At 72.6% G+C, this 14,209-nt stretch carries 7 protein-coding genes; 3 read left to right on the top strand and 4 right to left on the bottom strand.

Annotated elements, in window-relative coordinates; all coding sequences use genetic code 11:
• Positions 1–158: 158 nt before the first annotated feature.
• Positions 159–1,088, top strand: coding sequence for a sigma-70 family RNA polymerase sigma factor (locus ACFY9S_RS28970; protein ID WP_391133779.1), 930 nt, complete (start codon positions 159–161; stop codon positions 1,086–1,088).
• 99 nt (positions 1,089–1,187) lie between these two features.
• Here ACFY9S_RS28970 and ACFY9S_RS28965 read toward each other — a convergent pair whose 3' ends face one another.
• The 3 genes from ACFY9S_RS28965 to ACFY9S_RS28955 form a co-directional block, all read right to left on the bottom strand.
• Positions 1,188–1,979: an alpha/beta fold hydrolase gene (locus ACFY9S_RS28965; protein ID WP_391133776.1), complete on the bottom strand. Its 792-nt coding sequence runs from the start codon at positions 1,977–1,979 to the stop codon at positions 1,188–1,190.
• A 73-nt stretch (positions 1,980–2,052) separates the two neighbouring features.
• The gene (locus tag ACFY9S_RS28960) at positions 2,053–4,296 is read right to left on the bottom strand and encodes a glycoside hydrolase family 9 protein (RefSeq protein ID WP_391133773.1); all 2,244 of its coding nucleotides are present in this window, start codon (positions 4,294–4,296) and stop codon (positions 2,053–2,055) included.
• A 146-nt stretch (positions 4,297–4,442) separates the two neighbouring features.
• Positions 4,443–7,532, bottom strand: a complete 3,090-nt coding sequence (locus tag ACFY9S_RS28955; protein WP_391133770.1) for a glycoside hydrolase family 2 TIM barrel-domain containing protein — start codon at positions 7,530–7,532, stop codon at positions 4,443–4,445.
• A gap of 257 nt (positions 7,533–7,789) precedes the next feature.
• Here ACFY9S_RS28955 and ACFY9S_RS28950 point away from each other — a divergent pair, with 257 nt between their 5' ends.
• Together ACFY9S_RS28950 and ACFY9S_RS28945 are read left to right on the top strand one after the other, a co-directional pair.
• Positions 7,790–10,177, top strand: a complete 2,388-nt coding sequence (locus ACFY9S_RS28950) for a SpoIIE family protein phosphatase (protein WP_391133767.1) — start codon at positions 7,790–7,792, stop codon at positions 10,175–10,177.
• 122 nt (positions 10,178–10,299) lie between these two features.
• On the top strand, positions 10,300–11,559 hold the full coding sequence (locus ACFY9S_RS28945; protein WP_391133897.1) for an SLC13 family permease: 1,260 nt from the start codon (positions 10,300–10,302) through the stop codon (positions 11,557–11,559).
• Positions 11,560–11,572: 13 nt separating this feature from the next.
• Here ACFY9S_RS28945 and ACFY9S_RS28940 read toward each other — a convergent pair whose 3' ends face one another.
• The gene (locus ACFY9S_RS28940) at positions 11,573–13,837 is read right to left on the bottom strand and encodes a ricin-type beta-trefoil lectin domain protein (protein WP_391133764.1); all 2,265 of its coding nucleotides are present in this window, start codon (positions 13,835–13,837) and stop codon (positions 11,573–11,575) included.
• Positions 13,838–14,209: the final 372 nt, after the last annotated feature.

The raw sequence follows: 14,209 nt of genomic DNA, 5'->3' as shown, positions 1-14,209 counted from the left end.
TGGGGTACTGACTCGTAAATACCCCCAGGTCAGGTTGGTTGCCGCGTGGTACCTAGACGGCGGTTCCCCTGAGATGTGAGTCACATCGGGCCGTGTGATGTCACATTCCGGGGCCCTGTCCGGCTCGCAGTGGTGAGCGCGCCAGAGGAGGCCCCCGCATGACCGAGAGCTCCGTACCCGGCACCGGCACCTCGCTCGACGCGGCGACCGGGGTGTTCGTCGACCATCGTGAGCTGCTGTTCGGCGTCGTCTACAACATGCTCGGCAGTGTCGCCGACACCGAGGACGTCCTGCAGGAGACATGGCTCTCCTGGACGGCCCGCGGCGGCGGCGCTCCCCTGGACGGTGTCGACAACCCGCGTGCCTATCTCGTCCGGGTCGCCGTCAACCACGCGCTGCGCCGCCGTGCCGTGGTCAGTCGCCGGCGGGAGACGTACGTCGGCCCGTGGCTGCCCGAGCCCCTGGTCGCCGACGACGCCGGAACCGCCGAGGACCCGGCCCTGCGTTCGGAGTCGGTGTCACTGGCGATGCTGGTGGTCCTGGAGTCCCTGACACCGCTGGAGCGGGCCGTGTTCGTGCTGGGCGAGGTCTTCGGCTACCCGCATGCCGAGATCGCGGAGATCATCGACCGCTCCCCCGCCGCCGTCCGGCAGCTGGCGCACCGGGCCCGGGAGCACGTGCACGCGCGGCGGCCGCGGTACGAGGCGCATCCGAGGGTGCGGCGGGAGGCGACCGAGCGGTTCGTGCGCGCGGCGCTCGGCGGGGACATCGCCGAGCTGATGGAGGTCCTCGCGCCGGACGTCACGGCGTGGACGGACGCCGGCGGCAAGCGCCGGCGGGCGAGCCTGCGCCCGGTGCACGGCCGGGACAAGGTGGCCCGTCTGCTCTCGGCCGGCCGGGGCGGCCCGGACCACCCCGTCTGGCAGTACCGGCGCGTGAACGGGGACGACGCGGCGGTGCTGCTCGACGGCGACGCGCCGTTCGCCGTCCTGGTCCTGGACCTCACGCCGGAGGGCGACCGGGTGCGCGGTATCTATGTGGTGGCCAATCCGGACAAGCTCGCCCACCTCCCCGGGGCGGTGGCGTGAGCGCCGGGCGCGGCGAGCGCATCGCCGACTGGTTCGACGGGCGGCCCGGGGAACCCGTCGGGCACGATCCGCGCCGGGCCCTGGCCGGGCCGGGCCGGGTCAGGAGTGAGCGCGGCAGAACTCCCGGACGGTCCGGTTGAACGGCTCCGGCGCCTCGATGTTGCTGAGATGCCCGACGCCGGGGAGGACGACCAGGGTGGCCCGCGGGACCGCTTCGAGGAACTGGCGGGCGACGGTCTCCACGGGTGAGCGCGCGTCGAGCTCGCCCCACAGCAGAAGCGTCGGCACCTCGATCTTCGGCAGCAGGTCACGCTGGTCGGCCTCGGCCATGACGGTGAGCTCCGTCCGCATGCTCCGGGCCCGGGTGTCGGCCGACATCACCGACAGCAGGCGTACGGCTTCGGGGGACGGCTGCCCGGCGAAGAGGCCCGGCATGGTCGGTGCGAACACCTCGGCCGGGACCGCGAGCATCCGTTCCGCACCCTCGACCCGTGCCCGCACGTCCGCCGCGGGCAGCGAGCCCTTCCAGCCCGCGTAGGTGTCGACGAGGAGCAGCGTCCGGACGAGCTCGGCGTGGTGCCGGTAGAGCTCCAGCACGACGGTCCCGCCCCAGGACAGGCCGAGGACATGAGCCGGGCCGAGGTCCACGTCCTCGACGACGGCCGCCAGACAACGGGCGTAGTCGGCCAGGGTGAAGGAGAGCGGTACGTCGGAGGAACGGCCGGCGCCCGGTTCGTCCCAGGCGACGACGGTGAAGTCGCCGGCCAGGTCCTCGGCCTGGCCACGGAACAGCCGGGCGTCCGTCGTGGCGCCGTGCGCGAGCACGAGGGGCGGGCCCTGACCCACCCGGTCGTACGCGACCTCGATGCCGTCGACCCGCACCGCTGGCATGACACCAGGCTACGCGCGCGTGCCGGGGGCGTCCTGTCGGCGGACGCCCCCGGCACGCGGCACGCTCCCCCTCCTACCCCTGGTCCGCCACGAAGGAGGCCATGCGGGCCAGGGCGGCGTTCCAGTTGATCGTGTGCTCGTTCGTCGACCAGGACTGGATGTCGTCGATGTAGCAGAACTGGCCGACGCAGCCCTGGAGTTTGCTCTGTGCGTAGGGGTCCTGGATGCTCGAGTTGGGCCCGCCCGCGAGGGTGCCCTTCGGCGGGCCCGGCTGGTTCGGGTCGAGCTGGCGGGCGTACCAGCGGCTGTGCTGGTTCTGCGCGCTGACCTCGCCGTAGCCGGTGACGTAGGAGATGTTCAGCGCGTTGCGGCCCAGGATGTAGTCCATGCTCTGCAGCGCGCCGTCCCGGTACTTCGAGGCGCCGGTGATGTCGTACGCGGTGGCCAGGACGACGGCGTTGTTGAGGACCTGGTGGCTGGAACCCCAGTCGTACTTGTCGCCGTCCGGTGCGTACGGCATGCCGTAGGGGTGCGCCTTGAGGGTGGCCAGGTAGCGGTCGGCGCCCTTGATCACGGACTTGCGCACCTTGTCCCGGCCGGGCAGTCGGCTGGGCACCGTGGCGAGGTCGAGCCGGCCGGCCGCGCCGGTGCGGGCCCAGTCGAATCCGATCGGCTTGAAGAGGTCGGCCGTGTGGGCCGGGGACTTCAGGACGTACTCCTCGAACCGCTTCTCCCCGGTCGACAGGTACAGCTCGGCCGCCGCCCAGTAGAAGTCGTCGGTGACGTCGCTGTCGGCGTAGGCACCGCCGCCGATGCCGTCGCTCTCGGAGGCGAGGCGGTCGGGATGGGCGAGCGCCGCCGACCAGGCCTTGCGGGCGGCGGCCAGGGCCTTGCCGGCGAAGGTCTTGTCGTAGGGCCGGTACAGCCGGGCCGCCTGCGCGGCCGTGGCGGCCAGGTTGAGGGTGGCGGCCGTGGACGGCGGGTGCAGTTCGCGCTTCTGCGGGTCGTCATGGGGCATCAGCGGGAGGCCGGTCCACTGTTCGTCGTGCATCTTGTGGTGGGCCATGCCGGCGAGCGGCTTGCCGTCGGGCACCTGCATCCTCAGCAGGAACTCCAGCTCCCAGCGGGCCTCGTCGAGGATGTCGGGGACCTTGTTGCCGCTCTCCGGGACGGCGAGCGTGCCGTCCCCGAGCTTGTCCGCCTGCCCGGTGCGGGCGTGCCGGGCGCGTTCGTAGGTGCTCAGCAGCTCCCAGGCGGAGATGCCGCCGTTGACGACGTACTTGCCGTGGTCGCCCGCGTCGTACCAGCCGCCGCTGACGTCGAGGGTGTAGTCGCACACGCCGGGCTGACAGGGCACCGAGGTGTCGCCCTTGTTGGGTGCCACCCCCACGTGACCGGCCGGGCGGCCGTAGCCGGGCCGCAGGTCGTCGCGTATGGCGAGGCCGCTGCGCTGCGTGTAGTAGTACTTCGCCGAGTCCAGCCGGAGCCGCTCGTAGGCGCTCGTTCCGATGTCGAAGGGGTGGCTGGTCTCACCGTCGGCGACGAGTGTGAAGCCCGCGCCCTTGGTGCGGAAGCTGCCGAAGTCGATCGAGTGGACGTTCTGCCCGGAGGAGGTGTCGACCCCGCGCGGCAGGGTCTTCCCCCGGGCGACCACCCTTCCGGCGGAGTTCTCGAGCTGCCAGGGCAGCCTGGCCGTGGCGTCGGTGACCAGGGTGGCGTTCTTCGGGCCGGCCGGCAGATAGCCGACCTGGTTCACGCGGACCCGGGGCCCGGTGTCGGGCTCGTACGGTTCGGGCGCCACCCCGCCCAGCAGCGAGACGTCGTCCATGCAGAAGCGCCAGGCGTCCGCGCTGCCGCCGAGCTGGAAGCCGACCTGTCCCTGAGCGGTGTCGACGGGCGAGGTGAAGGTGTACGAATAGGTGTCGCCGGAGACACTGAGCTGCGGTGTCACCTCGTAGTAGGTGTCGTACGGCGACACCGACAGGCCCACGATCGCCCGCACCACATGCCCGGCGGGTGTCCCGGTCGCGCTGAACGAGAAGCGGTACGACTCCCCCTTCACGAGGGTGATGTCGTTCTGCCCGACGGCGGCGTCCCAGCGGTTGGCGGTGCCGCCGGGGACGTCGGCGCAGAGCCCGCCCCCGGACAGGCCCGCGGTGACGTTGCTGGTCGTCCACCAGGGGTCGGTGGTGGTGTCGAAGGTGCCGTTCCTGACCTGCTCGACCTCTTCGGCCCCGGCCGGCGCGGAGGGCAGCGCGGTGAGGGCGGTCGCCAGCAGGGCGGTCAGGGACAGCAGTGCGGTTCTGCGTCGTTTCACGTCTGGGCTCCTCCGGGAGGTGCGGGTGGCGCTCGGCGTGGGAGCGCTCCCAGATGCGGACGCAGGCCATCGTTGTGGCTGAGGTGACACTCCGTCAACGGTCCGGACGGGACTGGCTGTTCACCGCCCGTCCGGACCGGGGTGGTCTAGAGGGTGTCCAGCCGGCTGATGCGTATCGCGCCGCGCGCCTCGTCGGGGTGGCGGCTCGTCAGGGTGAGCCGGATCCGGGAGCCGCGGAGGGGCTTGAAGGTGATCGCGGTGGGGGCGTCGGAGGCGGTGGCCCAGCCGATCTCGGTGTTCCGCGCGGCCTGCCACACGCGGCCGTCCCAGACCGCCACCTCGATCGACGCGGGCAGGCTGTGCGCGGCGTCCACCGTGAAGAAGACGTCCACCCGGTCGAAGTCGCGGGTGCGCCCGTGGTCGACCGAGACCCAGTCCTCGGCCCGCGCCCCGTCGAAGGCGGGGAGCAGGGGCGTGGCCTGCTTGAAGAACCCGTTGGACCAGCCGGTGGCCGGGTCTCCGTCGAGCATGGCGGCCGGCAGGGTGTCCGGGCGGCCGGAGTAGCTGGCGTCCGCGTGCGGGCGGCGGACGGGAGCCGGGTGCTCGGGCCCGAACACGGCCGGTGCCGTCTCGGCCCGGTCCCCCGCCCGGGTGGCGCGTACGGTCGCCCTGCCGGTGCGCAGCCCCTCGGCGCGGGCGGTCACTGTCACCGTGCCGGCCTTCGTGCCGGACCTGACGATGGCGAGGGCCTTGCCGTGGAAGGCGGTCCGGGTACTCGCCTGGTAGCGCTCGGCGCTCTCCTGGCGGCCGTTGTCGAGCCCGGCGAGGGAGCCGCCCGCCACCTCGAAGGAGAGCAGGTGTTCCGCGTCGGGCACCACCACACCCCGCCGGTCGACGACCTCGGCGGTCACGAAGAGCAGGGAACGGCCGTCCGCGGCGAGGGACGTGCGGTCCGCGCTCAGGCGTATCGCGTGCGGGGCTCCGGCGGTGCGCAGCACGTCGGTGGCGACCACCTTGCCGCCCTGCCGTGCGACGGCCTTCAGCTCGCCCGGCGCGAAGGGCACCCGCCACGTGAGGTGGAGCTTGCCGGCGCTGCCGTTCGGGCTGGTGTAGCTGCCGGGGTAAGGGCCGTCGGTGAAGGTCTTGTCGTCGCCGGTCGCCTCGGTGGTCTCCAGGTAGGCGCGGCCGTCGAGGGTCTTCTTGGTGTCGAACCGCCGTACGCCCAGGGACTTTCCGTTGAGGTACAGCTCGACGGTGCCGACGTTCGCGTACGCCCAGACCTCGACCGTGTCGCCCTTGGCGTGGTTCCAGGTCATCGGCAGCAGATGGACCATCGGCTCGCTGACCCACTGGCTCCGGAACAGGTGGTACATGTCCTTCGGGAAGCCCGCCGTGTCGACCGCGCCGAAGAAGGACGCCTTGACCGGGAAGACGTCGTAGGGCGTGGGTTCGCCGATGTAGTCGATGCCCGACCAGAGGAACTGCCCGGCGAACCACTTGCGGTCCCGGTCCTTCTTGTGGCCGTACTCGCCGCTCATGGTCCAGGAGGCGAGGTTGTTGTCGTAGGAGGAGGTGCCGCGCCTTCCGGGGGTGTGGTTCTCGCCGGTGTTGAGGTGTTCGGGCTCCTGGTACTCGCCCCGGGTGGAGGTCTCCGAGGAGGACTCGGACTCGAAGAGGAACAGATGCGGGTAGGCCGCGTGCAGCTGGTCCACCGACTTGGCGGTGTTGTAGTTGAGGCCGAGGCCGTCCAGCTTGGCCAGCATGAGATCGGCCGCGGAGCCCTTGGCCGGCAGGCGGCGGTACTTGTCGGAGCCGATGACCAGCGGGCGGGTGTCGTCGGCGGCCCTGATCGCCGCGATGATCCGGTCGGCCATGGCGAGGCCCGCGGTGGAGGTGGAGTCGGGGACCTCGTTGCCGATGGACCAGCTCAGTACGGCCGGCGAGTTGCGGGCCGCCAGCACCATCTCGGCGGCGTCCTTCTCGCACCACTCGTCGAAGAAGCGGCCGTAGTCGTACCGGTTCTTGCCGGTGCGCCAGCAGTCGAACGCCTCCACCAGCATGACGACGCCCAGCTCCTCGCAGACCTGGATCACCTCGGGCGCGGGCGGGTTGTGGGAGGTGCGCAGGGCGTTGACGCCCATGGACCGCATGATCTGCATCTGCCGGCGGACGGCGTCGATGCTGACGGCGGCGCCGAGTGCGCCCAGGTCGTGGTGGAGGTCGACGCCCTTGATCTTGTGGTGGGTGCCGTTGAGGAAGAAGCCCTCGTCCGGGTCGAAGCGGAAGGTGCGGAAGCCGAAGACCGTGCGGTAGGTGTCGGTGGTCCGGCCGCCGACGCGCAGTTCGGTGTGCAGGGTGTAGCGGTGCGGGGTCTCGAAGTCCCACAACTCGGGGCGCCGGACGGTGAGTTCCTGGGCGCCGGTCCGCTCGGCGGTGACGGCCGCGGTGGAGGAGGTACGGGCGACCGTCCGGCCCTTGCGGTCGACGATCCGGGAGACGACCTCGACGTCCGCGGCCGCGCCCGAGGCGTTGACGACGGAGGTGGCGACCCGCACGACGGCCCGTTCGGCGGAGATCTCGGGCGTGGTGACGCGGGTGCCCCAGCGGGCCACGTGCACCGGCTCGGTGATCACCAGCCGTGCCTCACGGTAGATGCCGCTGCCGGAGTACCAGCGGCTGCTGGGGAGCCGGTTCCGGACCTGGACGGCGATCACGTTCTCGGTGGTGCCGTCGGTGTGCACCAGGTCGGTGAGGTCGAGGGCGAAGCCGGTGTAGCCGTAGGGGTGGCGGCCGGCCTCCTTGCCGTTGCAGTAGATCGTGGAGTCCATGTAGACGCCGTCGAACTCCACCGAGACGCGCTTGCCGGCGAGGGCGGGCGGCAGGGTGAAGGCCAGGCGGTACCAGCCGAGGCCCCCGGGCAGGAAGCCGGTGCCGCTGGTGGTGCCGTGTTCGGTGGTGGGGGTTTGCTCGATGCTCCAGTCGTGCGGGACGGCGGTCTCGCGCCATCCGGAGTCGTCGTAGCCGGGAAGGTGGGCGTCGGCGTAGGCGCCGGTCGGGTCGGTGATGCCGCCCGGATTGACCAGCGCGAAGCGCCAGCCGTCGCGCAATGCGACGGTCCGGCGGCCGGACGCACCACGTACGTCCCCGGCGGCCCAGGCCTCCGGGGCGCCGAGCAGCGCTCCGGCCGCGGGCGTGGCCGCGGAGGCGAGCAGGACCGATCTGCGCGTGACCGACATGGCGGCTCTCCCTCATGAAGACCCAGAAGTACTCACAACTGATCGCGAACAAACAGATTCTGTCGACCTGTCACACGCGACCGTCAAGGGTGCGGGAGGGTCCTTCTCCCCCAGGGGACACTTCGGCCGGATTTACACCTTGCCCGCGGCCGCGCGGACGGCACGGGGGTTACCGGTCCACGCCGGGCGCCCACGGACTACGCTGGAACTCAACTGGCCTCCCTGTTCACTGTGAGTGTCCGTATGGAGTCGCGACGATGAGCCCGGACGAGGTGTTCGACGATGGCGTGGCCGCCCGTGCCGTCATCGCCGTCGACGGCACGCTCACCGAATGGAGCGAGGGCGCCCGCCGGCTGCTCGGCCACACCGCCGCCGAGGTCGTGGGCCGCCCGGCCGCCGCTCTGCTGGCGGACGGCACGGACCCGCCGCCGGTGCCGGACGACTCCCGCTGGAGCGGCACACTCACCCTGCGCCACCGCGACGGCCACCCGGTCTCCCTGTGGGTGATCGCCCACCGTAGACCGCCGGACGCAGCGGAGACGACCGACTGGCTGGCGGTGTCCCCGCCGGAGGCCGCCGGCCAGGGACTTCCGGACAACCCGCTGGTACGCATGGCCCTGACGCAGTCGCCGTGCGCCACGATGATCTTCGACGAGCGGCTGCGGCTGCGCGGCGTCAACGAGGCCATGGCGGACCTCCTGGGGCTGCCCGCCGGGCGGGTGCTGGGCCTGAAGCCCACCGACATCGGCAGCCGGCCGCAGAACTCCGAGCTCGAAGAGAATCTGCGCCGGGTGCTGAGCACCGGCCGGCGGCAGGACATGCAGACGTACATGAAGGCGACCGGCGAGAACCGGGCGGCGCACGCCTGGCTGGCCAGGATGGCGCCGCTCACCGACGGCACCGGTCGGGCGCGGGGCGTGTGCGTGACCGCCCACGACTTCTCCGACCAGTACCGGTCACGGGAGCGGCTGCAACTGGTCAACGAGGCGAGCGTGCGCATCGGCACCACCCTCGACGTCACCCGTACGGCTCAGGAGCTGGCGGACGTCTGCGTCCCCGCGCTCGCCGACTTCGTCAGCGTCGACCTCCTGGAGGCGCAGGAGCCCGGCGGCGAGACTCCGGGACCGACGGCCCCGCCGGTGCATCTGCGCCGGGCCGCCCACCAGTCGGTCAACGGGGGCAGCCCGGAAGCCGTCGTCAAGCCCGGGCAGGTCGACGTCTACCCGGAGAACTCCCCGCAGGCCGCCTCGCTGATCGCCGGGCACACCGTCGTGGCGTCCGGTACGTCCGGCGACCTGGAGCAGTGGCTCGCCTGGGACCCGGTGCGCTTCCAGCGGGTCCACGAGTACGGCATCCACTCCACGATGTCCGTCCCGCTCCAGGCCCGGGGCACGACCCTCGGGGTGGCGGTCTTCACCCGCTTCCGGCGGCCCGAGGCGTTCAACGACGACGACATGCTGCTGGCCGAGGAGGTCACGGCCCGGGCCGCCGTCTGCATCGACAACGCGCGCCGCTACTCCCGCGAGCGCGAGACCACCCTCGCCCTGCAGCGCAGCCTGCTGCCCCGCACTCTGCCGCACACAGCCGCTCTGGAGGCGGCCTCCCGCTACCTGCCGGCCACCCGCTCCGGCGTGGGCGGCGACTGGTTCGACGTGATCCCGCTGTCCGGGATGCGGGTCGCCATGGTCGTCGGCGACGTGGTCGGCCACGGCATCCAGGCCTCGGCCACCATGGGCCGGCTGCGCACCGCCGTGCGCACCCTCGCCGACATCGACCTGGCCCCCGACGAACTGCTCACCCACCTCGACGACCTGGTCGTCCGGCTGTCCCAGGAGTCCGGCGGGGACGACCGCACCGGAGAGATGGGCGCCACCTGCCTCTACGCGGTGTACGACCCGGTGTCACGGCGCTGCAGCCTGGCCCGGGCGGGGCATCCGCTGCCCCTGCTGGTGCCGCCGGACGGCCCGGCCCGGCAGCTCGACCTGCCCTCGGGGCCCCCGCTGGGTGTGGGAGGGCTGCCGTTCGAGAGCGCCGAGGTGGAACTGCGGGAGGGCAGCGTCCTGGCGTTCTACACGGACGGACTGCTGGCGAGCCGCGAGCGGGACGTCGACGCGAGCGGCCGGATGCTCCGCGAGGCCCTGTCGGCGTCCTCCGACTCCCTGGACGAGACCTGCGACCGCGTGCTGCACAGCCTGCTCCCGCCGGGCGGCTCCAGTGACGACGTGGCCCTGCTGCTGGCCCGCACCCGCGGCCTGCCGTCCGCCCAGGTCGCCACCTGGGACATCCCCGCCGACCCGGCGCTGGTGGCCCCCATCCGCAAGCAGGTCGTCGACCAGCTCGAACGCTGGGGCCTGACCGAGGCCACGTTCACCGCCGAGCTGGTCGTGAGCGAACTGGTCACCAACGCCATCCGCTACGGGGCCCCGCCGATCCGGCTGCGGCTGATCCATGACGAGGCCACCCTGATCTGCGAGGTCTCCGACACCAGCCACACGGCTCCGCATCTGCGCCGGGCCAAGACCTGGGACGAGGGCGGCCGCGGTCTGCTCCTGGTCGCCCAGCTCACCCAGCGCTGGGGCAGCAGGCACACCGCCGAGGGCAAGACGATCTGGTCGGAGCTGGCCCTGCTCGGCGACGAGGTCTGAGCGCGCTCCGCCGGGCCGGTGAGGGCGGCCCTTGACCTGGACGGCGAGGCCGCCGAGGGGCTCTTACCCACGCCTGGTTTCATGAGCGGGCACGACCTGATCGCGTCCCGGAGGACCCCGCCCTGAACACCCCGCTCGCCGAAGTCCTGTCCGTGACGCTGCTGGCCGCCGTGCTGGTCTGGGCCGTCGCCCGCCCGAAGGGCCTGGCCGAGGCCGTGCTGGCGGTGCCGGCCGCCGGCATCGCCCTCGCGGTCGGCGTGATCGCGCCGGAGCACGCCTGGGAGGAGGTCCAGCGGCTGGGACCGGTGGTCGGCTTCCTCGCGGCCGTGCTGGTACTCGCCCACTTCTGCGACGTCGAGGGACTGTTCACGGCGTGCGGGGCGTGGATGGCCCGCTGGGCCGCGGGACGCCCCACCCGGCTGCTCACCGCGGTGTTCGCGCTGGCGTCCGTCATCACGGCCGTGCTCAGTCTGGACGCCACCGTCGTCCTGCTGACTCCGGTGGTGCTCGCCACCGCCACCCGGATGGGTGTCCGGGCCCGGCCGCACCTGTACGCGTGCGCCCATCTGTCGAACACCGCCTCCCTGCTGCTGCCGGTGTCCAACCTGACCAATCTGCTGGCCTTCACCGCGAGCGGGCTGAGCTTCACCCGTTTCGCGGCCCTGATGGCACTGCCCTGGCTGGTCGCGATCGCCGCCGAGTACCTGGTGTTCCGGCGCTTCTTCGACGACGAACTCGCGGCGCCCCTCCCCTCCCCCGACCCTGAGCCGCGTCCCGAGCCGCTGCCGCTGTTCGCGCTCGTCACGGTCGGCTGCACGCTCGCCGGGTTCGTGGTGGCCTCCGCCGTGGGCGTCTCGCCGGCATGGGCCGCGCTGGCCGGTGCGCTGGTGCTGGCGGGCCGGGCGCTGCTCCGGCGGCGGGCGACGCCGCTGACGGTGGTGCGGTCCGCCTCCCCGGCCTTCCTCGCGTTCGTGCTCGCGCTCGGCGTCGTGGTGCGCGCGGTCGTCGACCAGGGGCTCGCCGACGCGCTGCGGCGTGTGCTGCCCGACGGGCCGGGCCTGTTCACACTGCTGGGGGTGGCAGCGCTGGCCGCCGTCCTGGCGAACCTCATCAACAACCTGCCCGCGGTGCTGGTGCTGCTGCCTCTGACCGCCGGGGCCGGTCCCGGCGCCGTGCTGGCGGTACTGCTCGGTGTGAACATCGGCCCCAACCTGACCTACGCCGGATCACTGGCGACCCTGCTGTGGCGGCGGATCGTCCAGGAGCACGGGCACCGGGTCGGGCTCGGGGAGTTCACACGGCTCGGGCTGCTCGCCGTGCCGGCCGCGCTGGTGCCGGCCGTGGTGGCCCTGTGGCTGTCCCTGGCCGTGGTCGGGACCTGAGCGCACACGCCGGTCAGCGGCGGCCGTCTCCGCCATAGCCGTAGCCGCCGTAGCCAGGGCCGTATCCGTAGCCGGGGTAGCCGTGTCCCGGGGTGCCGTACCGGCCGTCCGCGTCGCAGTAGTAGCCGTAGCGGTGGCAGGGCGGGTCGGTGGCGGCCGGGCTGCTCGGCGTCGGCCGCGGGGACGGGGAGGTCGCGGACGGCGTCGGAGCGGGCTCGGGTGTCCTCGACGGGGTGGGGGACGGCGTGGGCGTGGGGCGCGGGGCCGGAGCGGCCGCGTTCCAGTTGACGGCCTCCATCTGGAGGTCGGCCTTGGAGGTGTCGATCACCCAGCGCTGGGCCTCGTCGTCCGTCCGGGCCTTGAGGACCAGGGCTCCCGAGCCGTTGGTCGCGGCCGGGGCCAGGGCGAGGTCCTGGCCCCAGCGGGGCACGAGGGCGCCCTGGAGGGTGAAGTCGTAGCGGATGTTCTTCGGGTCCGGTCGGGACGCGCCCGTGCAGGGGGCCAGCCGCACCGAGTAGCCCAGCTGCGAGTCCAGGCACAGGTCGGGGTCGGCACCGTTGCGCAGCAGGCCGTCGGTCTCGTACGTCCACTGCTGGGCGGCGTCCGCCGAGCAGGTCGTGAGTTCGGCCTCGCCGTCCTCGACGGCCTTCTCGCCGTCGATGCCCACGCACAGGCCCGAGGCGACGTTGTGCAGCCGCCCGCGCAGGGCGCTCTTCCCGGCGTCCTCCGCCCCGGCCCAGGACGGGTCGGTGGTCTCCCCGCCCGCCTCGGAGTCGGGTGCTTCCCCGGCGGGCCGGTCGGCACCGGCCGGGGCGCCGTCGCCGGAGTTGCCGGTGGACCACAGGACCAGCGGCAGGACGACGAGGCCGCTCACCGTCAGGATGCCCGCCGTGAGGTTGCGCCGCCTGGCGGCACGGCGGGCCGTCCTGTGGGCGGATCTTCGGGCCGCGGTCCGGGGGCCCGGGGACGCGGAGAGGGGCGGCGGTACGGAGAGACCCTCGTCGGCCGTGACCAGGGCGTGGGCCCGGTCCACGGTTGCGCCCACGGTCTCCGCCGCGGGAGGGGGCGGCGCGTCCGCCGGGCCGCCCGGATCGGTGAACGATTCCCCGACGGTGCCGGCGAGGGCGACCGGGTCCGTGAAGGGCCCATGCCCCTGGGTCTGCACGGGGAACGTCTCACCCGCCGTACGAACCGGATCCGGATCCGGAAAGACCTCACGTGCCTCACGGGCCGGCTCGGGGAAAGGCTCACGCGCTGCCCGGACCGGGTCCGGAATGATCTCGTACGCCATTCCGACCGGGTCCGGGAAGACCTCGCGCGCCAGAGCCACCGGGTCCGGAAACAGCTCACGTGCCGCAGCGGCCGGTGTCCCGGCGGTGGCCGCACCGGCTGCTCCCCCGGGCCGCCCGCGCTCCGTGGGACGCCCGCCCCCGGTGCTCTCCCCCGCCTCGCTCGCCCGCCTCTCCGCGTACGCCCGCCCGCCCCAGCCCAGCACCGCCTCCGAGAGGGCGACGCCCAGGCCGTGGTTGAACTGGTCGAGCTGGTCGGCGGCGGCGCTGCAGTGCCCGCAGCCCTCGATATGCGCGCGTAGATCCGGGTCGAGGGCGAGACCTCCGCGCCGGTACGTCACGTCGAGCAGGCGCAGATAGCGCCGGCACTCCTCGTCGGGGGCGAGTTCACGGTGCAGTTGGAGGCATTCCTCGCGCAGCCGGTCCCGGGCCCGGCCCAGTTCGACGCGTGCGCCCTCCTCGTCCAGGCCGAGCAACCCGGCCGGGGAGGCGAGGGGTTCGGCCTCGACGTCGACGTGCCACAGCAGACAGCGACCCGACTGGGGCAGCCGCTGGAAGGCCCCGGACAGCAGGCGCCGCCGCTGCGAGGGCAGCAGCCGCGATGCGGGGCGCTCGCCTTCGCCGACGCCGGTGAGCAGCTCCGGGTGGAGCATGTCGAGTCTGTGGTCACCGGCCCACTCGACCGCGATACGCCGCACGGTGACGAGCAGGTGGGACCGCCATGCGGAGGTCGGGCCGTTCTGGCGGAGGGTTTCACCGAAGAGCCGGGTGAAAGCCGCGGTGGTGAGCATTCCCGCGGAGCGCGGTCCGTCGGTGCACAGCCGGGCGTAGCCGAAGGCCGCCTCCCAGTGCCGGTCCAGCAGTTCACCGACGGGGTGGAGTGCGGGCGTCGCCCCGGTCCACTTCCTGAGCTCCGCGCTCAGTTGCTCGTCCGTCGCGCCGAACCTGCGGGCCGGGGCCGGGGAATTCGACGGGCCTGCGTCTTTCAAGACTGCATTCCTCTCAAGGACATGCGGGGTAAAGTCCATACCAAGGGGTATGCCGGCTCGTCGGCCTCGCGCATACGGAAGAAGGGCGTGATGTTGGCACGCCGACAGGGCACACCTTTGCACAGGTCAGCGGCAGGGAACAAGAGATCACGCGGTTTCGTGCATTGCATGCGCCACCAGCGCCTTTTGACAAGATGTCAACCAGCGGGGTGAAAGGTATTTCCGTGGTGTCTGTCCCCATTGGCGGCGCGCATTTTCGGCCGCCCCGGAGGCCACCGTCGAAACCATTGAGGCACCGCCCCGCACAGCAGCTCACACCGCCGGCCGCCTTCCGGGCGCGTGCCTTTCGCGGCCTGTCCGGGAACCAATAGC

Source organism: Streptomyces sp. NPDC012474, from assembly GCF_042955185.1.
GTDB classification, from domain to species: Bacteria; Actinomycetota; Actinomycetes; order Streptomycetales; family Streptomycetaceae; genus Streptomyces; species Streptomyces cahuitamycinicus.
Note: the sequence above shows the minus strand (reverse complement) of the source record. Positions and strands in the feature narration are given on the sequence as shown.